Genomic DNA, 24,248 nt, shown 5'->3' with positions numbered 1-24,248 from the left:
TTCCAGAACCTCGCGCTCTTCAAGGGCATGAGCGTGATCGACAACATCATGACCGGGCGCAACCTGCGCATCAAGAGCAACCTGTTCATGCAGGCGATCCGCAACCCGTTCGGCATTGGCGGGGCGCAGAAGGAAGAAGAGGCGCACCGCGAGTTCGTCGAGCACATCATCGACTTCCTGGAGATCCAGGCGCACCGCAAGACGCCGGTGGGGCAGTTGCCCTACGGCCTGCAAAAGCGGGTGGACCTGGGCCGTGCGCTGGCGATGGAGCCCAAGGTGCTGCTGCTGGACGAGCCGATGGCGGGGATGAACCTGGAGGAGAAGCAGGACATGAGCCGCTTCATTCTGGATGTGAACGACGAGTTCGGCACGACCATCGTGCTGATCGAGCACGACATGGGTGTGGTGATGGACATCTCCGACCGCGTGGTGGTGCTGGACTACGGCAAGAAGATCGGCGACGGCACCCCAGAGGCCGTGCGCAACAACGAGGAGGTCATCAGTGCCTACCTCGGTACGAGTCACTGAACGGGAATCACACCATGGCTTTCTTTCTTGAAACCCTGATTGGCGGCCTGATGGCCGGCATGCTGTATTCCCTGGTCGCCCTGGGCTTCGTGCTGATCTTCAAGGCCTCGGGCGTCTTCAACTTTGCGCAAGGCGCGATGGTGCTGTTTGCCGCGCTGGCCATGGCGCGCTTCTCGGCATGGATTCCGCAGTGGACGGGCCTGGAGAACCAGATCGCGGCCAACCTCATCGCCTTCGTGCTGGCGGGCGCCATGATGTTCGTCGTGGCCTGGGTCATCGAGCGCCTGGTGCTGCGCCACCTGGTCAACCAGGAAGGCGCCACACTGCTGATGGCCACGCTGGGCATCGCTTACTTCATGGAGGGCCTGGGCCAGACCATCTTCGGCGACAACATCTACAAGATCGACATCGGCATGCCGAAAGATCCGGTGTTCGTGCTGGACTCGGTGTTCCCGGGCGGCTTGCTGATCAACAAGGAAGACGTGATCGCCGCGGCCATCGCCGCCACACTGGTCGTGGCGCTTTCCCTGTTCTTTCAGAAGACCGCCACCGGCCGTGCGCTGCGCGCGGTGGCCGACGACCACCAGGCCGCGCAGTCCATCGGCATTCCGCTCAACCGCATCTGGGTGATCGTGTGGTGCGTGGCTGGCGTGGTGGCGCTGGTGGCCGGGATGATCTGGGGCAGCAAGCTCGGCGTGCAGTTCTCGCTGGCCACCGTGGCGCTGCGCGCGCTGCCGGTGGTGATCCTCGGCGGCCTCACGTCCGTGCCCGGCGCCATCATCGGCGGGCTGATCATCGGCGTGGGCGAGAAGCTCTCCGAGGTTTACCTCGGGCCCTTCGTGGGCGGCGGCATCGAGATCTGGTTTGCCTATGTGCTCGCCCTCGTTTTTCTTCTCTTCCGCCCACAAGGTTTGTTCGGCGAAAAAATTATCGACCGCGTCTGAAAGCACACCATGCTCTATCGTGAAAACGGTCAATTCAAGACCTCCTACGGCGCCGACCAGCAGATTTTTCCGATCTCGCAGGACCGCATTGCCATGGCCGCGCTGCTGGCCGTGGCCTTCGTGGCGGTGCCCATGCTGGCGAGCGACTATGCCTTTCGCGCCATCCTGATTCCGTTCGTGATCATGTCGCTGGCCGCACTGGGGGTGAACATCCTCGTGGGCTACTGCGGCCAGATCTCGCTGGGCTCGGGCGCCTTCATGGCCGTGGGCGCGTACGGCGCCTACAACTTCTTCATGCGCTTGCCGGGCATGCCGCTGATCCCGGCGCTGATATTGGGCGGGCTGTGCGCGACGTTCTTCGGCATCCTGTTCGGGCTGCCCAGCCTGCGCGTGAAGGGTCTGTACCTCGCGGTGGCCACGCTGGCGGCGCAGTTCTTCAGCGACTGGATGTTCCTGCGCATCAAGTGGTTCACGCTGGACACGCCCTCGGGCGCGGTGTCGGTGTCCAACCTACAGGTGTTCGGCATGCCCATCGAAAGCGCACAGGCCCGGTACCTGTTCTGCCTGGTCATTCTGGCCGTGATGGCCTTGTTGGCCAAGAACCTGGTGCGCAGCGCCATCGGTCGCGAGTGGATGGCCATCCGCGACATGGACGTGGCCGCCTCCGTGATCGGCATCCGCCCGATGTACGCCAAGCTCAGCGCGTTCGCCGTGAGTTCTTTCATCATCGGTGTCGCCGGTGGGTTGTGGGCCTTCGTCTACCTGGGCGCATGGGAGCCCAGCGCCTTCTCGGTGGACATGTCTTTCCGGCTGCTGTTCATGGTGATCATCGGCGGCATGGGCTCCATCATGGGCAGCTTCTTCGGGGCGGCGTTCATCGTGGTGCTGCCCATCGCGCTCAACCAGTTCCTGCCGCTGTTCCTGGGCCTGTTCGGCATCAGCATTTCCACCGCGGGGGTCTCGCACGCCGAACTGATGATCTTCGGCGGCCTGATCGTGTGGTTCCTGATCGTCGAGCCGCATGGTCTGGCAAAACTGTGGTCGATCGGCAAGCAGAAGATGCGCTTGTGGCCGTTCCCGCATTGATTTCTTTTTCTTTCTCATCCACAAGAGGCTTGCTGGCTAACACCGATGCACACCGCACCGAATGTTCGTCTACTTGAGAGCCCAGCATCACGTGATCCCACCGTGCTTCCCCTTATCCACAGGAGACAACCATGAAGCTTCGTAACCTCGTTCTCGCCGTAGCCGCCATCGCGGCATGCGCCTCGGTCGTTTCGACCAGCGCCTTCGCACAGGCGAAGGAACAATTCATCCCCGTGCTGTCGTACCGCACCGGTCCCTACGGTCCCAATGGCGCACCCTGGGCCAACGGCTACGTGGACTACTTCAAACTGGTCAATGCCCGCGGCGGCATCAACGGCGTGAAACTCCTCTGGGAAGAATGCGAAACCGGATACGACACGGCACGCAGCGTGGAATGCTATGAACGGTTGAAGGGCAAAAATGGCGGCGCCTCGCTGGTGCAGCCGCTGTCAACCGGCGCCACTTACGCCATCACCGAGAAGGCCACACTGGACAAGGTTCCGCTTGTGACCATTGGCTATGGCCGCAGCGAAGCGGCAGATGGCACCGTGTTCAAGTGGAACTTTCCCCTGGCCGGCAACTACTGGGTGGCTGCCGACGTGATCCTCCAGGACATCGCCAAAAAAGAAGGTGGCTTCGGCAAGCTGAAAGGCAAGAAAGTCGCCCTCGTCTACCACGACAGCCCCTATGGGAAGGAGCCGATTCCATTGCTGGAGGAGCGCAGCAAAATGCATGGCTTCGAACTGCAATTGCTGCCAGTGACAGCGCCTGGCGTGGAGCAGAAAGCCACCTGGCTGCAAATCCGTCAGTCGCGCCCCGACTATGTGGTGCTGTGGGGCTGGGGCGTGATGAACTCCACCGCGATCAAGGAAGCACAGGCCACGGGCTACCCGCGCGAGAAAATGTATGGCGCGTGGTGGTCGGGCGCCGAGCCCGACGTGAAGGATCTGGCCGACGGGGCCAAAGGCTACAACGCTGTGGCCATGCAGCACGGCGCCGAGCCCCAGTCCAAAGTGGTCAAGGACACGCTGGCCCTGGTGCACGACAAGGGGCAGGGCACGGGCCCCAAGGACGAGGTGGGACAGGTGCTTTACATGCGCGGAATGATGAGCGCCATGCTGGGCATCGAGGGCATCCGCGCCGCACAGGATCGCTTCGGCAAGGGCAAGGTCATGACCGGCGAGCAAGTGCGCTGGGGTCTGGAGAACCTGAGCCTGAGCCAGCCCAAGCTGGATGCCCTGGGCTTTGCTGGCGTGATGCGCCCCATCAGCACCTCGTGCACCGACCACATGGGTGCTGCCTGGGCCCGTATCCACACCTGGGACGGCAAGGCCTGGAAGTTCACCTCCGACTGGTTGCAGGCCGATGAGCAGATCCTCAAGCCGCTGATCAAGGCCACCGCCGCCAAGTACGCGGCCGACAAGAAGCTGTCGGCCCGCACACCGGCGGACTGCCAGAGCTAAACCGAACCGTGGCGGCTGGCGTGCCAGCCGCCATTCGCAAGGCCGGCGCGCCGCGCCTTGCGAATGGTCCCCAAGGAATCCCCATGAGCACACCCACCACCGTCCTGAATGTCAACGGCATCGAGGTCATCTACAACCACGTGATCCTCGTGCTCAAGGGCGTCTCGCTCAATGTGCCCGACGGCAAGATCGCGGCCATCCTCGGTGGCAACGGCGCGGGCAAGACGACCACGCTGCGCGCCATCTCCAACCTGCTCAGAGGCGAGCGCGGCGAGGTCACCAAGGGCAGCATCGAGTTGCGTGGCGAGCGCATCGAGAACCTGTCTCCCGCCGACCTCGTGCAGCGCGGCGTGGTGCAGGTGATGGAAGGGCGGCACTGCTTCGCCCACCTCACGATCGAAGAAAACCTCATGACCGGCTCCTACACGCGCAAGAGCAAGGCCGAGGTCGCGGCGAACCTGGAGAAGGTCTACACCTACTTCCCGCGCCTGAAGACGCGGCGCACCAGCCAGGCCGCCTACACCTCGGGCGGTGAGCAGCAGATGTGCGCCATCGGCCGCGCGCTCATGACCAACCCCAGCGTGATGCTGCTCGACGAGCCCTCGATGGGCCTGGCGCCGCAGATCGTGGAGGAGGTGTTCGAGATCGTGAAGGACCTGAACCACAAGGAGAAGGTCACCTTCCTGCTGGCCGAGCAGAACACCAACATGGCGCTGAAGTACGCGGACTACGGCTACATCATGGAGAGCGGTCGCATCGTGATGGACGGCGTGGCCAGCGAGCTGCGCAACAACGAGGACGTGAAGGAGTTTTATCTCGGCATGGGTGGCGGCGAGCGCAAGAGCTTCAAGGACGTGAAAAGCTACAAGCGCAGGAAGCGTTGGCTGGCCTGACCGCATTTCTGGACACCTCCATCTCATACATCTTTTGCAGCCATGGCACAGACCGAATTCTTCGATGCGCTTGAAAGCCGATCGCCACACGAGCGCGAAGCGGCGCACATGGCCGCGTTGCCGGCGCAGATCGCACACGCCCGGAACAACGCGCCGGCCTTCGCCGAATTGCTCGCGGACGTGGACCCGGCGGCGGTCACCTCGCGCGCCGCGCTCGCGCGCTTGCCGGTGATCCGCAAGCACGAGTTGCTGCAACGCCAGACCGCGCACCGCGCCAAGGACCCCTTTGGCGGTTTCTCGGCGCTGCGTTGGGGCCCGGCCATGGGCCGCGTGTTCGCCAGCCCCGGCCCGATCTACGAACCCGAAGCGGCCACGCGCGACTACTGGCGCACCGCGCGCGCGCTTTTCGCGGCGGGCTTTCGCACCGGCGAGCTGGTGCACAACGCATTCAGCTACCACATGACGCCGGGTGCGTTCATTCTCGAATCGGGCGCGATGGCGGTGGGCTGCACCGTGTTCCCGGCCGGGACCGGACAGACCGAGCAGCAGCTGCAGGCCATCGCCGAGCTGCGGCCTGCGGGCTACACCGGCACGCCCAGCTTCCTGCGCATCCTGCTCGAGAAAGCGGCCGAGACCGGCGCCGATGTCTCCAGCATCCGCAAGGCCTCGGTGGGCGGCGAGGCGTGCCCGCCGAGCCTGACCGCGTGGTTTGCCGAGCGCGGCGTGGCGGTCTACCAGACCTACGCCACCGCCGACCTCGGGCTCGTGGCCTACGAGACGCCGGTGCGGGAAGGGCTGGTGGTCGATGAAGGCGTGCTGGTCGAGATCGTGCGCCCGGGCACCGGCGAGCCCGTGCCCGACGGCGAGGTCGGCGAGCTGGTGGTCACCACCTTCAGCAAGGCCTACCCGCTGATCCGCTTCGGCACGGGCGACCTCTCGGCCATCCTGCCCGGGGCCTGCCCCACGGGGCGCAGCGCCCCGCGCATCAAGGGCTGGATGGGCCGCGCCGACCAGACCACCAAGGTGCGCGGCATGTTCGTGCACCCCTCCCAGGTGGCCGACATCGCGCGCCGCTTCCCGCAGGTGGCCAAGGCGCGCCTGGTGGTCAGCGGCGAGATGGCCAACGACCAGATGTGCCTGCGCGTGGAAGCCAGCGAGGCCGACAACGGCCTGCAGCAGCAGATCGAGGCCGCCGTGCGCGAGGTCACCAAGCTGCGCGCCCAGGTCGAACTGGTCCCACCCGGCAGCCTGCCCAACGATGGCAAGGTGATCGAGGACGCGCGCTCCTACCAGTAGCCATCGGGAACATGCGCGCGGCGCCGGCCTCAAACCAGGGTTTTCCCCGGTCGCGGGCTACGTGTTTTCCGCGATTCCTGTTCGGGCCCTCGCCCCTACGATCGTCGCCTTACCACCTCAAGGAGCACGCATGAAAAAGTTACTGGCACTGGCCGCCATCACGGCCACCATCACGTCGGGCGCCTTTGCTCAGGGATACCCCAACAAGCCCATCACCATCGTGGTGCCTTTCGCGCCTGGCCCGACCGACACCGTCGCACGCCACCTGGCCGATGCGATGCGCAAGTCCCTGGGCCCCAACACCACCATCGTGGTGGAAAACGCCGCTGGCGCCGGCGGCACCATTGGCGCGGCCAAGGTGGCCCGTGCCGCACCGGACGGCTATACCCTGCTGGTGTTCCACATCGGCATGGCCGCCACGCCGTCGCTGTACCGCAAGCTGTCCTACAAGCCGCTGGAAGACTTCGAGTTCCTCGGCATGATCAACGACGTGCCCATGACCGTGATCGGCACGAACAAGCTGAACGCGAACACCTACCGCGACTTCGAGTCCTACATCCGCGCCAACAGCGGCAAGCTCAACCTTGCGCACGCCGGTCTGGGCTCCGCATCGCATTTGTGCGGCCTGATGTGGCAGTCGGCCATGAAGCTGGACAAATCCATCACCAGCATCGCCTACAAGGGCACGGGCCCGGCCATGAGCGACCTGCTGGGCGGGCAGGTGGACGTGATGTGCGACCAGACCACCAACACCACCGCGCAGATCGAGTCCGGCCGGGTGAAGGCGTTCGCGGTCACCACCGCCAAGCGCCTGGACAAGCACAAGCTGCTCAAGGACTACCCCACGCTGCAGGAGATGGGTCTGCGCAACTTCAACCTGACGATCTGGCACGGCCTGTACGCGCCCAAGGGCACGCCGCCCGACATTCAGAAAAAGATCAACGATGCGTTGAAGGTGGCGCTGAAGGACCCCGACTTCATCAAGCGCGAGGAAGACCTGGGTGCCATCGTGGTCACCGACAACCGCGTCACGCCCGAGGGCCACAAGGCCTTTGTGGCGGGTGAAATCACCAAGCTCAAGACCGTGATCGACGCGGCCGGCCAGTTCGCCGACTGACCCGCAATGGCTTCGTGCCAACAAGGCCGCCTTCGGGCGGCCTCTTTGTTGGTGCGCCCAGGCGCCGCCTGCGTCAGACGCCCCAGACGATGTCGACGCCCGCTTTCTCGCAACGTTGCAGCATCTCGACAAAAGGTGTGCTGCGCATGCGCAGGCTCACCGCCTCGAACTCCGGCGGTGGTTCGCCGCGCTGTATGGCTTCCTCTTTCAGGCGCTTCTGTTTCGCCTCGTCGTACGCCACGGCCGCGTGGATGGCGTCCACGGCGGCGGGCATCTGGCTGGGCTGGATGACGCCCGGGCCCGACGGGTCCTTGCCCACGATTTCGAGCATGCGTTTGCCGTGCGCCTGCAGCATGACGAGGTCCGCGGTTTCTCGGGACTTGAAGCGGAAGATGGACATGGATACCTCCTGTGACAGTACGGAACATTCTTGCACCAATGCGCGGCCGCGTCAGAGCGATTGCGCACCGTCGAGATGGCCTCGCTAGGGTTTTCCCGGTTGGTCTTATTTGATTCAGGTCTAAACTAATTAGGCATGAACACACCACAAGCCCCACTCCAACGCATCCTGTGCATCGGCGGGGGGCCTGCGGGCTTGTACTTCGCCTTGTTGATGAAACGGCGCGATCCCTCGCTGCACATCACCATCGTGGAGCGTAACCGCCCGTTCGACACCTTCGGCTGGGGCGTGGTGCTGTCGGACCAGACGCTGGGCAACCTGCGCGAGGCAGACCCGGAATCGGCCGCGCTGATCGGCGAGGCGTTCAACCACTGGGACGACATCGAGGTCTTCTTCAAGGGTGGGCGTGTGCGCTCGGGCGGCCACGGCTTCTGCGGCATCGGCCGCAAGAAGCTGCTCAACATCCTGCAGGAGCGTTGCCTCGCGCTCGGTGTGGAACTGGTGTTCGAGACCGACGTGACCGACGACCAGGCGCTCGCCGCGCAATACCAGGCCGACCTCGTGATCGCCAGCGACGGCCTCAACAGCCGCATCCGCACGCGCTACGCCGACACCTTCCAGCCCGACATCGACACGCGCCAGTGCCGCTTCGTCTGGCTCGGCACGAAGAAAACCTTCGATGCCTTCACCTTCGCGTTCGTGCAGACCGAGCACGGCTGGTTCCAGGCGCACGCCTACAAGTTCGACGGCGAAACCTCCACCTTCATCGTGGAGACACCCGAGGCGGTGTGGCAGGCACACGGCATCGACCAGATGAGCCAGGAAGAGGGCGTGGCCTTCTGCGAAAAACTGTTCGCGCCCTATCTGGACGGCCACGCGCTCATCAGCAACGCCACGCACCTGCGCGGCTCGGCGATCTGGATCCGCTTCCCGCGCGTGATCTGCCACACCTGGGTGCACTGGACAGAAACTCGCCCCCACGCTCCGCCGCTGCGCGGGTCGCTGCCCCCCGAGGGGGCTGATCCGGCTCGGGGCGGCCCAGCGCCGGATCGCGGCCGCAAGACACCCGTCGTGCTCATGGGCGACGCCGCGCACACCGCGCACTTCTCCATCGGCAGCGGCACCAAGCTGGCGCTGGAAGACGCGATCGATCTGGCCAACGAGTTCTCGCGCCACTCGAACGCCGACGTGGCCGAGGTGTTGCAAGGCTACGAAGCGCGCCGCGGCGTGGAGGTGCTCAAGATCCAGAACGCCGCGCGCAACTCCACCGAGTGGTTCGAAAACGTCGACCGCTACACCGGCATGGAAGTCGAGCAGTTCGCCTACTCGCTGCTCACGCGCAGCCAGCGCATCAGCCACGAGAACCTGCGCCTGCGCGATGCGAAGTGGCTCGAAGGCTATGAGGCCTGGCTCCAGACCCAGGCCCAGCCCGGCACGCCGGTGAAGAAGCACCCGACACCACCGATGCTGCTGCCCCTCACGGTGCGCGGCCTCACGCTGAAGAACCGCATCGTCGTCTCGCCGATGGCGCAGTACAGCGCGGTGGATGGCGTGGTGGGCGACTACCACCTGGTGCACCTGGGCGCGCGCGCCATGGGCGGCGCCGCGCTGGTGATGGTAGAGATGACCAGCCCCACGCCCGAAGGCCGCATCACACCCGGTTGCCCCGGGCTGTGGAACGATGCGCAACAGGCCAGTTTGAAGCGCATCGTCGATTTCGTGCACGGTAACAGCAGCGCGAAGATCGGTCTGCAGCTCGGCCACAGCGGCGCCAAGGGCTCGACGCAACTTGGCTGGGAGCAGATCGACGAACCGCTGCCCAGCGGCAACTGGCCGGTCCTCTCCGCCAGCGACGTGCCCTACGGCGAACAGAACCAGGTGCCACGCGCCATGACCCGCGCCGACATGGACGTGATGACGGCCGCCTTCGTCGCCTCCACGAAACGCGCGGCCGACGCCGGCTTCGACTGGCTCGAACTGCACTGCGCCCACGGCTACCTGCTGTCGAGCTTCATCACGCCGCTCACCAACCTGCGCACCGATGAATACGGTGGCTCGCTCGCCAATCGCTGCCGCTACCCGCTGGAGGTGTTCACCGCCATGCGCGCGGTGTGGCCGGCCGACAAACCCTTCAGCGTGCGCATCTCCGCGCACGACTGGGCGCCCGGTGGCAACACACCCGACGACGCGGTCGAGATCGCGCGCCTGTTCAAGGCCGCGGGCTGCGACGTGATCGACGTTTCCTCGGGCCAGACCACGCGCGAGGCCAAGCCGGTCTACGGCCGCATGTACCAGACACCGTTCGCCGACCGCGTGCGCAACGAGGCCGGCATCCTCACCATGGCGGTGGGCGCGATCACCGAAGCCGACCACGCCAACAGCATCATCGCCGCGGGCCGCGCCGACCTCTGCGCCGTGGCGCGTCCGCACCTGGCCGACCCGGCCTGGACCCTGCACGAAGCCGCGAAGCTGCAGACCCGCGCCATCGAATGGCCCCGCCCGTACGAGAGCGGGCGCGACCAGCTCTACCGCGAAATCGCACGCCAGCAAGCCCTCAGCGCGAACACGCCATGAACGAATCACCACTCGATCTCGAAGCCCGTGCCCACAGCGAACACGCGCACGAGTTGCGCCTGTGGCTGCGGTTGCTGACCTGCTCGCAACTGATCGAAAAACGCGTGCGCACCGGACTGCGCGAGCAGTTCGACACCACGCTGCCGCGCTTCGATCTCATGGCTCAGCTCGAACGCCACCCCGACGGCCTGAAGATGAAGGAACTTTCGCACCGGCTCATGGTGACGGGCGGCAACGTGACCGGCATCACCGACCAGCTCGTGAACGAAGGCCTGGTCGAGCGCATGGGCGTGGACGGCGACCGGCGCGCCTTTCGCGTGCGCCTGACCGACCTCGGCCGCGCCAGCTTCGTCGACATGGCGCGCCAGCACGAGCAATGGATCGTCGAGGCCTTCGACGGCATCAGCGCACGCGACCTGGACAGCCTGCACAAGCTGCTGGGCAAAGTGAAACGACACCAACTGGAACTCAACGGCCGCACCGAGCCCGAGGCATGACATGAAACACCCCATCCCCGACCACAACCCCATGCGCAACCAGTTCGGCCCCGTCGCTGCGAACACGCCTGCCCACTTCGCGCTCAGCGTGAACGAAGGCGTGGCCACCGTCACGCTCAACCGGCCCGAGCGCAAGAACCCGCTCACCTTCGACTCGTACGCCGAGCTGCGCGACTGGTTCCTCGGCTTGCAGAAAGCCACCGACATCAAGGCCGTGGTGCTCACCGGCGCGGGCGACAACTTCTGCTCGGGTGGCGACGTGCACGAAATCATCGGCCCGCTCACGAAGATGACCATGCCCGAGCTGCTGGCCTTCACGCGCATGACCGGTGCGCTGGTGAGCGCCATGCGCGCCTGCCCGCAGCCCATCGTGGCGGCCATCGACGGCGTGTGCGCCGGCGCCGGCGCGATGATGGCGCTGGCTTCCGACATGCGCCTGGGCACGCCGACCACGAACACGGCCTTCCTGTTCACCCGCGTCGGCCTGGCCGGCGCCGACATGGGCGCCTGCGCGCTGCTGCCGCGCATGATCGGCCAGGGCCGCGCGAGCGAGCTGCTGTTCACCGGCCGCGCCATGACCGCCACCGAAGGCCATGCCTGGGGTTTCTTCAACGCGCTGCACGACAGCGCCGCGCTGCTGCCCGCCGCGCACAAACTCGCCGCGCAACTCGCGCAAGGCCCGACCTTCGCGCACGGCATGACCAAGACCATGCTGCACCAGGAATGGGCCATGACGCTGGACCAGGCGATCGAGGCCGAAGCACAGGCACAGGCCATCTGCATGCAGACGCAGGATTTCAAACGCGCGTACGAGGCGTTTGCCGCGAAGCAGCGCCCGGTCTTCGAAGGGGATTGACATGGTCGCCTTCGAACAACCCCACGGCATGCACCCACCGCAAGCGCAGTGGGAGCTGCCTTTCTTTGACGCGCACCATGGCGAGACCGCGCAGCGCCTGGCCGACTGGGCCATGTTCCAGCACGTCGACGAAACCGACGACCGCGCGGCCTGCAAAGACTGGGTGGCACGCCTGGGCCATGACGGCTGGCTGCGCTACTGCGTGCCCGCGGCGCACGGCGGCGCACTGCCCGCGCTCGATTCGCGCTCGCTCGTGGTCCTGCGCGAAACGCTGGCCTTCCACTCGCCGCTGGCCGACTTCGCCTTCGCCATGCAGGGACTGGGCAGCGGCGCGATCACGCTCGCCGGCACGCCCGCGCAACAGGCCGCGTACCTGAACGCGGTGGCCAGTGGGGAGAAGATCGCGGCCTTCGCCCTGAGCGAACCCGAAGCCGGTTCCGACGTCGCGGCCATGGCCACACGCGCGGTGCAGACCACTGCGGGCTGGACACTCGATGGCACCAAGACCTGGATCAGCAACGGCGACCTGGCCGACTTCTATGTCGTCTTCGCCAAGACCGATCCGAACGCCAGCGCGCGCGGCATCAGCGCCTTCATCGTCGACGCCCGGCAACCCGGCCTGAACAGCAGCGAACACATCCACGTGATGGCGCCACACCCCTTGGCCACGCTGCGCTTCGAGAATTGCACGGTCGGCAACGACGCGATGGTCGGCGCGCTGCACGGCGGCTTCAAGCTCGCCATGCGGACGCTGGACATCTTCCGCGCTTCGGTGGCTGCCGCCGCGCTCGGCATGGCGCGCCGCGCCTTCGCCGAAGCGGTGGCGCACGCGAAGCAGCGCAAGATGTTCGGCCAGACGCTGGCCGACTTCCAGCTCACCCAGGCCCGTCTGGGCGAGATGAGCGCGCTGATCGACGCCGCCGCCTTGCTCACCTACCGCGCCGCCTGGCAGCGCGACCGCAGCACCACACAAGGCGCGGGCACGGCGGCCTACACCACGGCCGCCGCCAGCGCCAAGCTCACCGCCACCGAAAACGCACAGCGCGTGATCGACATGGCGCTGCAGATGTTTGGCGGGCGCGGCGTGCAGGTGGGGCAGAAGGTGGAAAGCCTGTACCGCGACATCCGCTCGCTGCGCATCTACGAAGGCGCGAGCGAGGTGCAGTTGCTGATTCTGGGCAAAGCTGCCCTGAAGCCATGAAGCACCCGAAGGAAATTGCCATGCCCTCCGCCCAATCCGACCGCTTCGTGCACGATCGCCTGCCCCCAGCCGAGCAGTGGCCGGCGCTGCGTTTTGACCGGCCCGAATTGCAACTGCCCGCGCAGGTCAACGCCGTGCAGGCGCTGTTCGAGCGCGCCTTCGCGGCGGGCCACGCCGAGCGGCCGCTCTTTCGCAGCGACGAGCGCACCCTCAGCTATGCGCAGGCGCAAGCGGAGGTGAACCGCATCGCCAATGTCCTCACGGTCGAACTGGGCCTGGTGCCCGGCAACCGCGTGCTGCTGCGCGGTGGCAACTCGGTGGCCATGGCGCTGGCCTGGCTGGGCACGGTGCAGGCCGGACTGGTCGCCGTGGCCAGCATGCCGCTGCTGCGCGCAAAGGAGCTGGGCGCCATCATCGCGAAAGCGCAACCGTCGGTGGCGCTGTGCGACGTGAAGCTGCAGGGCGAACTCAAGGCGGCGCTCGCGGCCGATCCCCACGCGAGTGGCATCCCGCTGCTCGCGTTCAACACCGGTGGCGCCGACGCACCGCCGCATTCGCTCGAAGCCATGGCGCAGCGCCAGAGCGAACGTGGCACGCCTTGTCCGGCCGCCCACACCGACATCGCGCTGCTGGCCTTCACCTCGGGCACCACCGGCACACCCAAGGCCGCCGTGCACACCCACGGCGACGTGCTGGCCGCCTGCGAAACCTGGCCGCGCCACGTGCTGCGCGCCACGCCCGACGACATCGTGGTCGGCTCGCCACCGCTGGCCTTCACCTTCGGCCTGGGTGGTCTGCTGGTGTTCCCCATGTGGGCGGGGGCCTCGGTGTATTTCCCCTCCATTCCCTACACGCCCGAGGCGATGGTGCAGCTCATCGGCCGCGTGGGCGCGACCATCTGCTACACCGCGCCCACCTTCTACCGCCAGATGGCCGCGTTCGCGCAGCAACACGGCATCGGCCACCTGCGCCTGAGCGTGAGCGCGGGCGAAGGCTTGCCCGACGCCACGCGCCAGCTCTGGAAAGACGCCACGGGGCTGGAGATGCTCGACGGCATCGGCGCGACCGAGATGTTCCACATCTTCATCTCGTCGCCCCCCGAAGCCGTGCGCCGCGGCGCGATCGGCCAGGTGGTGCCGGGCTACGAAGCGCGCGTGGTGGACGACGACGGCCAGCCCCTGCCGCTGGGCGAAGTCGGCAAGCTCGCGGTGATCGGCCCGACCGGTTGCAAGTACCTCGACGACCCGCGCCAGGCGAACTATGTGAAGAACGGCTGGAACTACCCCGGCGACGCTTTCCGCCAGGACGCGGACGGTTACTTCTTCTACCAGGCGCGCACCGACGACATGATCATCACCGCCGGCTACAACGTGGCCGGCCCGGAGGTGGAAGCCGCGTTGCTGCAACACCCGGCCGTGGCCGAATGTGGCGTGGTCGGCAAGCCCGACGAACAACGCGGCCAGATCGTCATGGCCTATGTGGTGCTCAAACCCGGCGAAGCAGCGGACGCGTCGCAGGTGAAGGCGCTGCAAGACCACGTGAAGCACAACATGGCGCCCTACAAATACCCGCGCGAAGTGGTCTTCGTGACCCAGTTGCCGCGCACCGAAACCGGCAAGCTGCAGCGCTTCGCGCTGCGCCAGCAAGCCACACAGACAAGCTGATCACCATGAAACACCTGCATCCGCCCGGCTGGGCAGCACCCAAGGGTTACGCCAACGGCATCGCCGCGCGCGGCACCCACGTTTTTGTGGGCGGCCAGATCGGCTGGAACGCCGCGCAACAGTTCGAGAGCGACGACTTCATCGCGCAGACGCGCCAGACTTTGATCAACGTGCGCGAGGTGCTCGCTTGCGCCGATGCAGGGCCGGAGCACATGGTGCGCATGACCTGGTACGTGATCGACCGCGTGGAGTACAACGCCCGCCTGCGCGAACTCGGCGAGGTCTACCGCGAGGTGCTGGGCCGCAACTTCCCGGCCATGACCTGCGTGGAGGTGAGCGCGCTGATGGAGGAGCGCGCGAAGGTGGAGATCGAAGTCACGGCGGTGGTGCCGGACTGAGCGACGGCGGGCGGGGTTACCAGAGCGCGGAGTCGCGCATGTCGTCGATCTGGCGGCGGCGGCGCTGCTGGCGGCTCATGACGAAGAACGCCGCGGCCACCGCCAGCACAGCGCCGAGCAACAGCCACTCGCCCCACGACAGCGCGCGATCGAGCAGGGCCGACCCCAACCAGGCCAGACCGGCCAGGCAGAGTGCCCACGCCACGGCCGCGTAGGCAACAGCAACAAAGGGAAGTCGCAGAAACATGGGGGGAGTATAGGGAGGGATGGCGGGGAAAAAGGATTCTCGCATTCCCGCAGGACTTTCGCTCACTACACTGGCGTCCTGCTTACACACCTCACCTATGGACATTCTCATTCTGTCGCTGGCGGTTGCCTTTGGCATCGTCTTCTTCAACGCACAAGACCAGAAACAACGCATCGCGCTGCTGGGGCGCCACCTCGGGCAGTACCAGATCGAGACGCTCATGGAGAACCTTACCGAGGGCTACCTGCGCGCGCTCGGCGAGAGCGACCCCGAGCGCCGCGAGCAGATCTGGAGCCTGTTGACCGGCGCCGAGTCGAGCCTGGCCGATCAGTTTTCGCGCTTTGCCAGCGATTTCGGCAAGGTCGACCCGGTGTCCGCGCGCGTGAGCACGCTCCCTCTGGCTGTGCCCTGGGCCAACCGCCTGCTGCCGGGCTTCAGCTTCGATGTGCGCCAGGCCTTCGCCATCCATGCACAAGGCATTGTCGACGCCGTGGCCAACCGCGAGCAGCGCTCACCGCGCGACAAGGCGTTCACCCTGTCGGCCGAGCTGTTCCTGATGCAGCACACCTGCCACTGGTATTGCCGCTCGCGCAGCATCGCGTCGGCCCGCCTGCTGCGGCGCCACCAGACGCGCCACGAACAGGTGCTGGCCTCGGTGTCGCCGCGCACACGCCAAGCCTACGGCGCGCTGACCGGCTTGTAAGCCGCGTGGGCGTTCAGCCCACGGCGTCGCGCGTGCACTTCTTGGTGAAACTGTTCTTCGCGGCGCCCGCCAGTTTCTTGTCGGCCGCGGTGGTGGTGCACGCCGTGGCCGCATCCCGCTCGCACTTCTTCAGGAACGAGGTCTTGGCCGCACCGGCGAGTTTCTTCTCGGCGGCGCTGGCGTTGCAACTCGGGCCCTCGGCAAAGGAAGCCAGAGGCATGAGGGCGGCCACCGCGAACGAGCACAGGACGACAAGGCGCATGGATATCTCCAGGAACAACGAAGACCCCATTGAAGGGCTTGGCTGTGTCGCTGTCAAGAATACCGGTAGGGGGTATGTTGCGTGGCACGCGAAGGCGGGGGATTCGGGCCACTGTTCAGTGGCTGCGGAACATTGCGCCCGTGCCGAGAGACAGAGGTGCGCGGTCTTCGGATTTCTCTGCTCGATGGCTTTCGTTGCGTGCGCCCTGTGCTTCGCGCCGCTCTGTTCGGAAACTACGACACGCGCGCCTCGTTCAGCAGCCACGCCTGAAAGGCGATGATTTTGGCTTGTTCGGCGCGCTAGGGCGGGTAGGTGAGGTAGTAGCTGTTGCCACTGGCCACGGGCGACTCGAACGGTGTGACGAGTTTGAAGTCGTCCGCAGCGCCGGGTCGCCGAGGGTCGCTGCCACCGCCGCCGAGCAATACGGCAGCAGCATCTCCCGCATCACGGGAACGGCGTGCACATTTGTCCAGCTGCCGTCGCCGTGCGCGACGATGACATCGACGTCTGCGCGGCTGAAGTCAGGGGCATCGGTCCAGTGCGTGGCCACGCGCACATCGAGCGCCGGCAGCGCCGCCTTGAGCTTGGGCAGGCGCGGCAGGAACCAGCGCAGCGAGAAGGTGGGCGGCAACTGCACCGAGAGCGCGTCCATCGAGCGCTTGATCCGTGCGCTGGCCCTCACCAGTGAAGCCATGGCCTCGACGACCTCGGGCAACAGGTCCTTGCCTTCCCGGGTCAGGCTGAGGCCGCGCGCTTGTCGCACGAACAGCGGGCAGCCGAAATAGTCTTCCAGCAACTGCACCTGGCGGCTGACCGCGCTTTGCGTCAGGTGCAGTTGCTCGGCGGCGCCGGTGAAGCTGCCCACACGGGCCGCGACAACGAACGCTTGCAGCGCATACAGAGGAGGCAATCCAGAGGGCATGGATGACGTGGCCATGCGTGGTGCGCATGGCATCCGCGGAAAAGTTTCGTTGGTTCGATGGCAGCCGGGAATCTACGATAAATCCGGACGTGGAAAGCGTGCGCTGAAGGTCGGCTTGTCGATTTTCTGGAGGCCCGTTCGTCGTACCCAGGAACGCCCACCGGCGTCGTCAACCACCCAACCCAGGAGAACGCTCATGCCCAAGATGATTTTCGTGAATCTGCCCGTCAAGGACCTCGCCGCGGCGACCCGTTTCTATCAGGCGATCGGCTGCGAGAAGAACGACCAGTTCAGCGACCACCAGGCCTCGAGCATGGTCTGGTCGGACACCATCACGCTGCAGTTGCTGACCAACGAGTACTTCGCCACATTCACGCCGCGACGCATCGCCGACGCGCACAAGACCACGGAGGTGCTGATGGCCCTGACGCCCGACAGCCGTGAGGAGGTCGATGCCATGGCGAAGGCCGCTGCAGGTGCTGGCGGCCTGGCCGATGTGCGCGCGCCCATGGACTTGGGGTTCATGTACAACCGTTCGTTCGCCGACCCCGACGGCCACGTGTTCGAGGCGGTCTTCATGGACATGAACGCGATGAACGAGCAGGACGGGAAGGACGCCTGAGCCTTGAACATCGCCGTCGGAGCACGTGATGGATGCGGACGCCCCGTCACCGCGCCGCCCACACCCCACTCGCCGCAGCATCCCGCGCAAACTCCGCGAAGTCGCGCGGCGCACGCCCCAGCGCGCGCTGCACACCGTCGGCCAGGTGGGCGTTGCGGCCGTCCAGCACTTCGCTGAACAGGTAACGCAACAGGTCCACCACCTCCGGCGGTTCGCCTTGCTCGGCGATGCCGGCGGTGAACGCGTCCATCGGGATCGGCGTGCAGCGCACCGGTCGGCCCGCGGCCCGGGCGATCTCGTCGACCGCCTGTGCGAACGTGAGCAAACGCGGGCCGGTCAGCTCGTAGACCTGGCCCACGTGGCGGTCCTGCGTCAGCGCGGCCACCGCCACGTCGGCGATGTCGTCGGCATCCACGAACGGTTCGGGCACGTCGCCCACGGGCAGCGTGAGCTCACCCGCCCGCACCATGTCGAGGAAGTTGCCCTCGCTGAAGTTCTGGTTGAACCAGGTGGCGCGCACCACGGCCCAGTCCGCGCCCGAGGCCTGCACCGCCTGCTCGCCGAGCAGCGCGCCTTCTTCGCCGCGCCCGGACAAGAGCACCAGCCGCCGCACGCCGTGTTGCACGGCCAGCCGGGCGAACGCGCCCACGGTGTCCGCCGCGCCGGGCACGGCGATGTCCGGAAAGTACGAGATGTACACCGAGCCCATGCCCTGCAGCGCGGGCGCCCAGGTGGCCGGGTCTTCCCAGCTGAACGGGGGGGTGGCGGTGCGCGAGCCCGCGCGCCAGGGCAGGCCGAGCGCGCTCAGGCGCTGTGCCACACGGCGACCGGTCTTGCCGTTGCTGCCCAGGACCAGGGTGGGTTGAGGTGTCTTCATTTCAATCTCCTTGAGAACGGATCCGGCGGAAATGCCGGCTTGCCAGACGTCCAGTGTCCGCAGGCCGACTGGGATCAACAATGATTCAAAAGCGCCAATTCATGACTATTCGTCCAGTCTGTCTGGACGGCTGCAGCGCCCCGGTGAATACTCACGGACATGAAAGTGAAAGACCTCTGGCCCGCCGTGGACCCGCTTGGCGAGGCGCTGCATTTCTTGCGCATGAGCGGCAGCTTCTACTGCCGCTCCGAACTCACGACACCCTGGTCGGTGACGCTGCCCGCGTTCGACGACTGCCTGATGTTCCACGTCGTGACCGCGGGCGCTTGCTGGATCGCGGTGCCGGGCATGGAGCCGCGGCTGTTGCGGCCCGGTGAGTTCGCGCTGGTGCCCCACGGCGAGGGCCACGCCTTCTACAGCGATCCCGAGGTGCCCACGGTCGGGCTGTTCGACCTGCCGCGCCAGACGATCAGCGAGCGCTACGAAGTCCTGCGCCACGGCGGCGGCGGCGCTGCGACCAGCATGGTCTGCGGCGTGGTGCGCTTCGATCACCCGGCGGCCGAACGGCTCGTCCGGCTGCTGCCCAAGCTGCTCTGCTTCGACACCACCAGCGAAGGGCAGCACGAGTGGATGCAGCACAGCCTGCGGCTGATGACGTCGGAAGCGCGCACGCTGCTGCCTGGGGGCGAGACCATCATCACGCGGCTGGCCGACATCCTCGTGATCCAGGCGATCCGTACGTGGATGGCGCAAGACCCGGCCGCGCAAACGGGGTGGATCGGTGCGCTGCAAGACAAGCAGATCGGCCGCGCGCTGGCGCTCATCCACCTCGACCCGGCCCGGGCCTGGACGGTGGCGTCGCTTGCGTCCGAAGTGGCGATGTCGCGCTCGGCGCTGTCGGCCCGGTTCACCGCGCGCGTGGGGGAGCCGGTCATGCAGTACATCGCGCGCTGGCGCATGCACCTCGCGTTGGCGCAGTTGAAGGAGGACGATGCGCCGCTGGCCGAGATGGCGAGCCGGCATGGGTATGAGTCGGAGGCGGCGTTCAGCCGGGCGTTCAAGCGCTGGGTCGGCACTTCGCCGGGCGCGGCACGCCAAGCGGCCCGGCGTGGGGCGCAAGCCACCGGCGTTCGCGCCTGAAGGCGCACATCAATCCCAAGCGGGTGCCAGACCTTCGGGGTCCACCAGGCGCTCGCCCCGGTCCAGCGCGTCGATGCGCACCATCTCTTCATCGCTCAGGCGCAGCGTGGGCGCCCGCAGGTTGCTCTGCAGGTTCTCGCGCTTCGTGGACGAAGGAATCACCGCGAAGCCGCGTTGCAGGGCCCAGGCCAGCGTGACTTGCGCGGGCGTCCAGCCGCGTGCTTGCGCGATGGCCTGGATGACCGGGTCGCCCAGCACCTTGCCATACGCCAGCGTCATGTACGAGGTCAGGTGAATGCCCTGCTGGCGCGCGAAGGCCACGAGCCGGGGGCTTTGCAGGTAGGGGTGCCATTCGATCTGGTTGGTGGCGATGGTCTTCGCACCCACCACGTCGATGGCCTGCCGCAGCAATTTCTCGGTGAAGTTGGAGACGCCGATCTGCGACGTCAGGGCTTGGGCCTGAGCGGCCTGCAGCGCGTGCAGGGAGTCCTTCAGCGGCACCGCGTTGGCGGGCGAGGGCCAGTGGATCAGCGTCAGGTCCACGCGCTCCATGCGCAGCTTGCGCAGGCTCTCCTGCAAGCTGGGCACAAGCTTGTCGGCGCCCAGGTTCTCGGTCCAGATCTTGGTGGTGACAAAGAGCTCGCTGCGCGGCACGCCGCTCTCGGCGATGGCCTGGCCGACCTCGGCTTCGTTGCCGTAGATCTGCGCCGTGTCGATGTGGCGGTAGCCGAGTTTGAGCGCTTCGCGCACGGAATCGATGACGACCTGGCCCTTGAGGCGGAAGGTGCCCAGACCGAAGGAAGGGGTGGTGGTGTTCATGGTGTGTCTTTCAAAAAAAGGAAAAGGAATCAGTGGCTACCGGCGTAGGCGGTGCGCCCGGTGCTGCGGGCCGGCGCGGGGTCGCGCGCATCGAGCCGGCCGCTGAGCACGGTGAGGCCCAGCGCGCCGAGCACCACCAGCGCGCCGATCCAGGGTGTGTGTTGCAGACCGATGCCGTCGACGATGTGTCCACCGCCCCAGGCGCCCAGCGCAATGCCCAGGTTGAAGGCCGCGATGTTCAGGCCCGAGGCCACGTCAATGGCCTTGGGCGCGAAGCGCTCGGCCTGCTGCACCACGTAGACCTGGAGGCCCGCCACGTTGCCAAACGCCACCGCGCCCCAGGCCAACACGGTCAGCACCATGAGCCATGGGTTCGAGGCGGTGAAGGTGAGCACCAGCAACACCAGCGCGAGCAGCGAGAAGATGAGCTTGAGCGCGCCCACAGGGCCCTTGCGGTCGGCCAGTTGGCCGCCCCAGATGTTGCCCACGGCCACCGAGACGCCGTAGGCCAGCATCACGAAGCCCACCGCGCCGGCCTGAAAGCCGGTGATCTGCTGCAGCATGGGCGCAAGGTAGGTGAAGGCCACGAAGGTGCCGCCGTAACCCACGGCCGTCATGGCGTACACCAGCAGCAGGCGCGGTTGCTTCAACACGGACACCTGTTGCAGCAGCGAGGCCGGCTGGCTATGCGCCAGTTTGCGCGGCACGAACAGCAGGCTGCCGATGATGGCCACCACGCCCAGAGCGGCGACCGCGAGGAAGGTGGCGCGCCAGCCGAAGTGCTGACCGATGAAGGTGCCCAGCGGCACGCCGGTGACCAGGGCCACGGTGAGGCCGCTGAACATCGTGGCGATCGCGCTGGCCGCTTTCTCCTTGGGCACCAGGCCGGTGGCGATGGTCGAGCCGATCGAGAAGAACACGCCGTGTGCCAGCCCGGTGAGGATGCGCGCGCCGATCAGCGTTTCGTACCCGGGCGAGAGCCAGGCCAGCAGGTTGCCGACCGTGAAGAGTGCCATCAGCGAGAGCAGCAGCGTCTTGCGCGGCACCTTGCCGGTGAGCGCGGTGAGCACCGGCGCGCCCACGGCAACGCCCAGCGCGTACAGGCTGACGAGCAGGCCGGCCGAAGGCAGGCCCACGCCGAGGTCGGCCGCGATGGTGGGGATGAGGCCGACGATGACGAACTCGGTCGTCCCGATGGCGAAGGCGCTGATGGTCAGCGCGAGCAAGGCTAGAGGCATGAAACCACTCCGAAGGGGCTGGAAAGGTTCGCAGTGTGGGCCGGTTCTTTCTTGAGAAAAAGCGGTTGTCGGGAACAACATTTGTGCTGAAAATTCAAGAATGAAAACCACCCTCGACGAACTGCTGGCCTTCAAGACCGTGGTGGACACCGGCTCCATCAGTGCCGCCGCCGAGCGCCTGGAGCAGACCAGCTCGGGCATCAGCCGCGCGCTCAGCCGCCTGGAGCAGAAGCTCAACACCACGCTGATGCGCCGCACCACGCGCCGCCTGGAGTTGAGCGAAGAGGGGGCTTTGTTCCTGGCGCGGGCGCGCGAGATCCTGCAGTCGGTCGAGGCCGCCGAGGACGAGCTGGCCTGCCGCCACCTCAAGCCCGCCGGCAAGTTGCGCGTGAACGCGGCCTCGCCTTTCATCCTGCATGTGCTGGTGCCGCTGGTGAACGATTTCCTGGCCGAGTACCCCGACATCGAACTCGAACTGCACAGCAGCGAGAACATCGTCGACCTGATCGAGCACCGCGCCGACGTGGCCGTGCGCATCGGCGCGCTGCGCGACTCCACGCTGCACGCGAGGCCGCTCACGTCCTACCGGTTGCGCCTGCTGGCCAGTCCGGCGTACCTGAAGAAGGCCGGCCGCCCGACCAAGGTGAGCGACCTGAACCGGCACACGCTGCTGGGCTTCACGCAGCCGGAAAGCCTCAACACCTGGCCGCTGCGCCACCCCGAGGGCGACGGCCTGGGGATCACCCCGGACGTCGCGGCCTCCAGCGGCGAAACCGTTCGCCAACTGGCGCTGGCGGGTGTGGGCATCGCCTGCATTTCCGACTTCGTGACCGAGGCCGACCGTGCCAGGGGCGACCTGGTGCAGGTGCTGATGCGCGACACGCTGGAGGTGCGGCAACCGGTCAATGCGGTGTACTACCGCAACACCGAACTGGCCTCGCGCATCCGCTGCTTCGTGGACTTTCTGGCGCTGCGGCTGGCGCCGGCCTGACGGGCTCAGCCCGCGGGCCGGGCGGCAGCTTGCCGCATCAGTTCGATGAAACGCTTGGCGCCCAGGCCCATCGGCCGATCGGTGTGCCACACCACGTCCACCCACACGCGCAACTCGTTGCTGATGTTGTTGAAGCGGATCTCCGCCAGGGTGCCGGCAGACACCAGCGGTTCGACCAGGCTGCGCGGCAGGTACGCCCAGCCCAGGCCCGCCTGCACGAGGCGCAGCGTGGCAAGGTGGCTGTCGGTGCGCCAGATATGGCGCGCCAGCAGCAGGCGCGGATCGCGCCCGCGCGGGTCGCGGCTCACCACCGCGATCTGGCGGATGTCGATCAGGTCGTTCAACTGCAGCGCGCCCTGGCGCGCCAGGGTTTCGGGATGCGTGGGCGAGATGACGGCCACCAGGATTTCCTGCCCCAGTTCCTGGAACCCCTCGCGTTCGTCGGTGCCGGGGCGCTCGAACACCAGCGCCAGGTGCGCATCGCCCGCGTGCAGCATGCGCAGCGCATCCGACTGCGGCGCCGACAGCACCTCGACGATCAGCGCCGGAAACTCCTTGGCGAGCACGGCCAGCGGCTCGCTCCAGGGCGCCGACAGCAGCTCGGGCGCAATGGCGATGGTGAGTTGGCGCTCCAGCCCCTGGTGCAAGCCCTCGGCGTGGGCCTGCAACTGGCGCAGCTGGCTGGCCAGCTGACGGGCTTGCGGTTCGAGCGCGCGCGCCACGTCGGTCGGCCGGGGTTCGCGCGAACTGCGGTCGAACAGCACCAGATCCAGCTCGGCCTCCAGGTTGGCGATCGTCATGCTCACCGCCGACGGCACGCGGCCCAGCTGGCGCGCGGCGGCCGAAAACGAGCCGCTGTCGAGCACGGCAAGGAACACGCGGACGTTGTCGCTGGAGAAGGCCATGGGCCGCAACTTATCAGAAATTCTGAAAGCTTCTGACTTTTAGCGTCAGAAAAATCGTCCTAACATGCCCCCATCGCCCACCAGACCGGTTGGGCCGGAACCCTTTTCGAGAGAGAGTCGCCATGCAAGGCATCAAACGCAAAATCGTCTACATCACGTTCTACGAACTCATCGCCATTGCCATGTCCACCGCGGGCCTGGCCCTGTTGTCGGGCAGCGAAATGGGCCATGCCAGCGTCGCCGCGGTGGCCGCCTCGGCCGTCGCGGTGGTCTGGAACCTGGTCTTCAACACCCTGTTCGAGCGTTGGGAAGCCCGCCAGGCGAAAAAGGGCCGCGGTTTCTGGCGCCGGGTGGCGCACGCGATCGGTTTTGAAGGTGGGCTGGTGGTCACCCTGGTGCCGCTGTTCGCCTGGTGGCTGGAGATCTCGCTGTGGCAGGCCTTCGTGCTCGACCTCGGCCTGATCGTGTTCTTCCTGATCTACACCTTCGTGTTCAACCTGATGTTCGACCGCGTCTTTGGGCTGCCCTCGTCGGCGCAGGAGCCTTCGCTGGCCTGATCGGCCACTCGGTCTGTTAGGCGTTTGCGTTGGCGCCAGGCTGCGCAA

General features: G+C 66.6%; 26 protein-coding genes. 18 read left to right on the top strand and 8 right to left on the bottom strand.

The genetic code is table 11. The annotated features are described in order from the left end of the window. The 7 genes from FFS09_RS12255 to FFS09_RS12225 all read left to right on the top strand — a co-directional run. On the top strand, positions 1-528 hold a 528-nt coding region (locus FFS09_RS12255; protein ID WP_137919158.1), incomplete at its 5' end, for an ABC transporter ATP-binding protein. 14 nt (positions 529-542) lie between these two features. After that, positions 543-1,472, top strand: a complete 930-nt coding sequence (locus tag FFS09_RS12250; protein WP_137919157.1) for a branched-chain amino acid ABC transporter permease — start codon at positions 543-545, stop codon at positions 1,470-1,472. A gap of 9 nt (positions 1,473-1,481) precedes the next feature. Continuing rightward, positions 1,482-2,558 carry a branched-chain amino acid ABC transporter permease gene (locus FFS09_RS12245; protein ID WP_137919156.1) on the top strand — a complete coding sequence of 359 codons (1,077 nt, stop codon included), beginning with the start codon at positions 1,482-1,484 and terminating at the stop codon, positions 2,556-2,558. Positions 2,559-2,689: 131 nt separating this feature from the next. After that, entirely contained in the window at positions 2,690-4,021 is a 1,332-nt protein-coding gene (locus FFS09_RS12240; RefSeq protein ID WP_137919155.1) for an ABC transporter substrate-binding protein, read from the top strand. Positions 4,022-4,104: 83 nt separating this feature from the next. After that, positions 4,105-4,914 carry an ABC transporter ATP-binding protein gene (locus FFS09_RS12235; RefSeq protein ID WP_137919154.1) on the top strand — a complete coding sequence of 270 codons (810 nt, stop codon included), beginning with the start codon at positions 4,105-4,107 and terminating at the stop codon, positions 4,912-4,914. Positions 4,915-4,956: 42 nt separating this feature from the next. Further along, positions 4,957-6,210, top strand: a complete 1,254-nt coding sequence (locus FFS09_RS12230) for a phenylacetate--CoA ligase family protein (protein ID WP_137919153.1) — start codon at positions 4,957-4,959, stop codon at positions 6,208-6,210. Positions 6,211-6,340: 130 nt separating this feature from the next. Continuing rightward, on the top strand, positions 6,341-7,327 hold the full coding sequence (locus FFS09_RS12225; protein ID WP_137919152.1) for a tripartite tricarboxylate transporter substrate-binding protein: 987 nt from the start codon (positions 6,341-6,343) through the stop codon (positions 7,325-7,327). Positions 7,328-7,400: 73 nt separating this feature from the next. On the opposite strand, the gene FFS09_RS12220 is transcribed toward FFS09_RS12225, so the two are convergent. Continuing rightward, the gene (locus tag FFS09_RS12220) at positions 7,401-7,727 is read right to left on the bottom strand and encodes a DUF1840 domain-containing protein (protein WP_137919151.1); all 327 of its coding nucleotides are present in this window, start codon (positions 7,725-7,727) and stop codon (positions 7,401-7,403) included. Positions 7,728-7,862: 135 nt separating this feature from the next. On the opposite strand from FFS09_RS12220, the gene FFS09_RS12215 reads away from it, so the two are divergent. From FFS09_RS12215 to FFS09_RS12190, 6 genes are read left to right on the top strand one after another with little or no spacing between them, the layout of a single operon-like run. Beyond that, positions 7,863-10,301, top strand: coding sequence for a bifunctional salicylyl-CoA 5-hydroxylase/oxidoreductase (locus FFS09_RS12215; protein WP_137919150.1), 2,439 nt, complete (start codon positions 7,863-7,865; stop codon positions 10,299-10,301). After that, entirely contained in the window at positions 10,298-10,798 is a 501-nt protein-coding gene (locus FFS09_RS12210) for a MarR family winged helix-turn-helix transcriptional regulator (RefSeq protein ID WP_137919149.1), read from the top strand. Before FFS09_RS12215 ends, FFS09_RS12210 begins: the two co-directional genes overlap by 4 nt. Before the next feature lies 1 nt (position 10,799). After that, on the top strand, positions 10,800-11,654 hold the full coding sequence (locus FFS09_RS12205; protein ID WP_137919148.1) for an enoyl-CoA hydratase family protein: 855 nt from the start codon (positions 10,800-10,802) through the stop codon (positions 11,652-11,654). A gap of 1 nt (position 11,655) precedes the next feature. Beyond that, complete coding sequence (locus FFS09_RS12200) at positions 11,656-12,855, top strand: acyl-CoA dehydrogenase family protein (protein WP_137919147.1); 1,200 nt, start codon at positions 11,656-11,658, stop codon at positions 12,853-12,855. A 20-nt stretch (positions 12,856-12,875) separates the two neighbouring features. After that, on the top strand, positions 12,876-14,519 hold the full coding sequence (locus FFS09_RS12195) for an AMP-binding protein (protein ID WP_137919146.1): 1,644 nt from the start codon (positions 12,876-12,878) through the stop codon (positions 14,517-14,519). A 5-nt stretch (positions 14,520-14,524) separates the two neighbouring features. Continuing rightward, complete coding sequence (locus FFS09_RS12190; RefSeq protein WP_171019993.1) at positions 14,525-14,917, top strand: RidA family protein; 393 nt, start codon at positions 14,525-14,527, stop codon at positions 14,915-14,917. Positions 14,918-14,933: 16 nt separating this feature from the next. On the opposite strand, the gene FFS09_RS12185 is transcribed toward FFS09_RS12190, so the two are convergent. Beyond that, the gene (locus FFS09_RS12185) at positions 14,934-15,164 is read right to left on the bottom strand and encodes a hypothetical protein (protein ID WP_137919145.1); all 231 of its coding nucleotides are present in this window, start codon (positions 15,162-15,164) and stop codon (positions 14,934-14,936) included. A gap of 97 nt (positions 15,165-15,261) precedes the next feature. Between FFS09_RS12185 and FFS09_RS12180 the strand changes: the two genes are divergently transcribed. After that, entirely contained in the window at positions 15,262-15,867 is a 606-nt protein-coding gene (locus FFS09_RS12180) for a hypothetical protein (protein WP_137919144.1), read from the top strand. A gap of 13 nt (positions 15,868-15,880) precedes the next feature. Here the strand turns inward: FFS09_RS12180 and FFS09_RS12175 are convergent, their stop codons facing one another. Both FFS09_RS12175 and FFS09_RS31405 read right to left on the bottom strand, forming a co-directional pair. Beyond that, positions 15,881-16,129 carry a PsiF family protein gene (locus tag FFS09_RS12175; protein WP_137919143.1) on the bottom strand — a complete coding sequence of 83 codons (249 nt, stop codon included), beginning with the start codon at positions 16,127-16,129 and terminating at the stop codon, positions 15,881-15,883. A 253-nt stretch (positions 16,130-16,382) separates the two neighbouring features. Next, a complete protein-coding gene (locus FFS09_RS31405; protein ID WP_171019992.1) occupies positions 16,383-17,066 on the bottom strand; it encodes a LysR family transcriptional regulator in 684 nt (227 codons plus the stop codon). Positions 17,067-17,247: 181 nt separating this feature from the next. Between FFS09_RS31405 and FFS09_RS12165 the strand changes: the two genes are divergently transcribed. Next, positions 17,248-17,673: a VOC family protein gene (locus FFS09_RS12165; protein ID WP_137919141.1), complete on the top strand. Its 426-nt coding sequence runs from the start codon at positions 17,248-17,250 to the stop codon at positions 17,671-17,673. A 46-nt stretch (positions 17,674-17,719) separates the two neighbouring features. On the opposite strand, the gene FFS09_RS12160 is transcribed toward FFS09_RS12165, so the two are convergent. Next, on the bottom strand, positions 17,720-18,550 hold the full coding sequence (locus FFS09_RS12160) for an NmrA family NAD(P)-binding protein (RefSeq protein ID WP_137919140.1): 831 nt from the start codon (positions 18,548-18,550) through the stop codon (positions 17,720-17,722). Between the two features lie 159 nt (positions 18,551-18,709). Here FFS09_RS12160 and FFS09_RS12155 point away from each other — a divergent pair, with 159 nt between their 5' ends. Continuing rightward, positions 18,710-19,690: an AraC family transcriptional regulator gene (locus FFS09_RS12155; RefSeq protein ID WP_137919139.1), complete on the top strand. Its 981-nt coding sequence runs from the start codon at positions 18,710-18,712 to the stop codon at positions 19,688-19,690. Between the two features lie 9 nt (positions 19,691-19,699). Here the strand turns inward: FFS09_RS12155 and dkgB are convergent, their stop codons facing one another. Together dkgB and FFS09_RS12145 are read right to left on the bottom strand one after the other, a co-directional pair. After that, positions 19,700-20,509, bottom strand: a complete 810-nt coding sequence (gene dkgB, locus FFS09_RS12150; RefSeq protein ID WP_137919138.1) for a 2,5-didehydrogluconate reductase DkgB — start codon at positions 20,507-20,509, stop codon at positions 19,700-19,702. Between the two features lie 29 nt (positions 20,510-20,538). Beyond that, on the bottom strand, positions 20,539-21,747 hold the full coding sequence (locus FFS09_RS12145) for an MFS transporter (RefSeq protein WP_137919137.1): 1,209 nt from the start codon (positions 21,745-21,747) through the stop codon (positions 20,539-20,541). Between the two features lie 100 nt (positions 21,748-21,847). On the opposite strand from FFS09_RS12145, the gene FFS09_RS12140 reads away from it, so the two are divergent. Next, positions 21,848-22,738, top strand: coding sequence for a LysR substrate-binding domain-containing protein (locus FFS09_RS12140; RefSeq protein WP_137919136.1), 891 nt, complete (start codon positions 21,848-21,850; stop codon positions 22,736-22,738). Positions 22,739-22,743: 5 nt separating this feature from the next. Here FFS09_RS12140 and FFS09_RS12135 read toward each other — a convergent pair whose 3' ends face one another. Further along, complete coding sequence (locus FFS09_RS12135; protein WP_137919135.1) at positions 22,744-23,643, bottom strand: LysR family transcriptional regulator; 900 nt, start codon at positions 23,641-23,643, stop codon at positions 22,744-22,746. A gap of 122 nt (positions 23,644-23,765) precedes the next feature. On the opposite strand from FFS09_RS12135, the gene FFS09_RS12130 reads away from it, so the two are divergent. After that, complete coding sequence (locus tag FFS09_RS12130; RefSeq protein ID WP_137919134.1) at positions 23,766-24,200, top strand: PACE efflux transporter; 435 nt, start codon at positions 23,766-23,768, stop codon at positions 24,198-24,200. The last annotated feature ends 48 nt before the right edge of the window (positions 24,201-24,248 follow it).

It is taken from the genome of Hydrogenophaga sp. 2FB (assembly GCF_005503365.1).
Classification (GTDB): domain Bacteria; phylum Pseudomonadota; class Gammaproteobacteria; order Burkholderiales; family Burkholderiaceae_C; genus Hydrogenophaga.
Note: the sequence above shows the minus strand (reverse complement) of the source record. Positions and strands in the feature narration are given on the sequence as shown.

What these genes read in the sequence shown, in the direction of transcription:
- FFS09_RS12250 (WP_137919157.1), top strand. Translation starts at nt 543, where the DNA reads ATGGCTTTCTTTCTTGAAACCCTGATTGGCGGCCTGATGGCCGGCATG.
- FFS09_RS12245 (WP_137919156.1), top strand. Translation starts at nt 1,482, where the DNA reads ATGCTCTATCGTGAAAACGGTCAATTCAAGACCTCCTACGGCGCCGAC.
- FFS09_RS12240 (WP_137919155.1), top strand. Translation starts at nt 2,690, where the DNA reads ATGAAGCTTCGTAACCTCGTTCTCGCCGTAGCCGCCATCGCGGCATGC.
- FFS09_RS12235 (WP_137919154.1), top strand. Translation starts at nt 4,105, where the DNA reads ATGAGCACACCCACCACCGTCCTGAATGTCAACGGCATCGAGGTCATC.
- FFS09_RS12230 (WP_137919153.1), top strand. Translation starts at nt 4,957, where the DNA reads ATGGCACAGACCGAATTCTTCGATGCGCTTGAAAGCCGATCGCCACAC.
- FFS09_RS12225 (WP_137919152.1), top strand. Translation starts at nt 6,341, where the DNA reads ATGAAAAAGTTACTGGCACTGGCCGCCATCACGGCCACCATCACGTCG.
- FFS09_RS12220 (WP_137919151.1), bottom strand. Translation starts at nt 7,727, where the DNA reads ATGTCCATCTTCCGCTTCAAGTCCCGAGAAACCGCGGACCTCGTCATG.
- FFS09_RS12215 (WP_137919150.1), top strand. Translation starts at nt 7,863, where the DNA reads ATGAACACACCACAAGCCCCACTCCAACGCATCCTGTGCATCGGCGGG.
- FFS09_RS12210 (WP_137919149.1), top strand. Translation starts at nt 10,298, where the DNA reads ATGAACGAATCACCACTCGATCTCGAAGCCCGTGCCCACAGCGAACAC.
- FFS09_RS12205 (WP_137919148.1), top strand. Translation starts at nt 10,800, where the DNA reads ATGAAACACCCCATCCCCGACCACAACCCCATGCGCAACCAGTTCGGC.
- FFS09_RS12200 (WP_137919147.1), top strand. Translation starts at nt 11,656, where the DNA reads ATGGTCGCCTTCGAACAACCCCACGGCATGCACCCACCGCAAGCGCAG.
- FFS09_RS12195 (WP_137919146.1), top strand. Translation starts at nt 12,876, where the DNA reads ATGCCCTCCGCCCAATCCGACCGCTTCGTGCACGATCGCCTGCCCCCA.
- FFS09_RS12190 (WP_171019993.1), top strand. Translation starts at nt 14,525, where the DNA reads ATGAAACACCTGCATCCGCCCGGCTGGGCAGCACCCAAGGGTTACGCC.
- FFS09_RS12185 (WP_137919145.1), bottom strand. Translation starts at nt 15,164, where the DNA reads ATGTTTCTGCGACTTCCCTTTGTTGCTGTTGCCTACGCGGCCGTGGCG.
- FFS09_RS12180 (WP_137919144.1), top strand. Translation starts at nt 15,262, where the DNA reads ATGGACATTCTCATTCTGTCGCTGGCGGTTGCCTTTGGCATCGTCTTC.
- FFS09_RS12175 (WP_137919143.1), bottom strand. Translation starts at nt 16,129, where the DNA reads ATGCGCCTTGTCGTCCTGTGCTCGTTCGCGGTGGCCGCCCTCATGCCT.
- FFS09_RS31405 (WP_171019992.1), bottom strand. Translation starts at nt 17,066, where the DNA reads ATGGCCACGTCATCCATGCCCTCTGGATTGCCTCCTCTGTATGCGCTG.
- FFS09_RS12165 (WP_137919141.1), top strand. Translation starts at nt 17,248, where the DNA reads ATGCCCAAGATGATTTTCGTGAATCTGCCCGTCAAGGACCTCGCCGCG.
- FFS09_RS12160 (WP_137919140.1), bottom strand. Translation starts at nt 18,550, where the DNA reads ATGAAGACACCTCAACCCACCCTGGTCCTGGGCAGCAACGGCAAGACC.
- FFS09_RS12155 (WP_137919139.1), top strand. Translation starts at nt 18,710, where the DNA reads ATGAAAGTGAAAGACCTCTGGCCCGCCGTGGACCCGCTTGGCGAGGCG.
- dkgB (WP_137919138.1), bottom strand. Translation starts at nt 20,509, where the DNA reads ATGAACACCACCACCCCTTCCTTCGGTCTGGGCACCTTCCGCCTCAAG.
- FFS09_RS12145 (WP_137919137.1), bottom strand. Translation starts at nt 21,747, where the DNA reads ATGCCTCTAGCCTTGCTCGCGCTGACCATCAGCGCCTTCGCCATCGGG.
- FFS09_RS12140 (WP_137919136.1), top strand. Translation starts at nt 21,848, where the DNA reads ATGAAAACCACCCTCGACGAACTGCTGGCCTTCAAGACCGTGGTGGAC.
- FFS09_RS12135 (WP_137919135.1), bottom strand. Translation starts at nt 23,643, where the DNA reads ATGGCCTTCTCCAGCGACAACGTCCGCGTGTTCCTTGCCGTGCTCGAC.
- FFS09_RS12130 (WP_137919134.1), top strand. Translation starts at nt 23,766, where the DNA reads ATGCAAGGCATCAAACGCAAAATCGTCTACATCACGTTCTACGAACTC.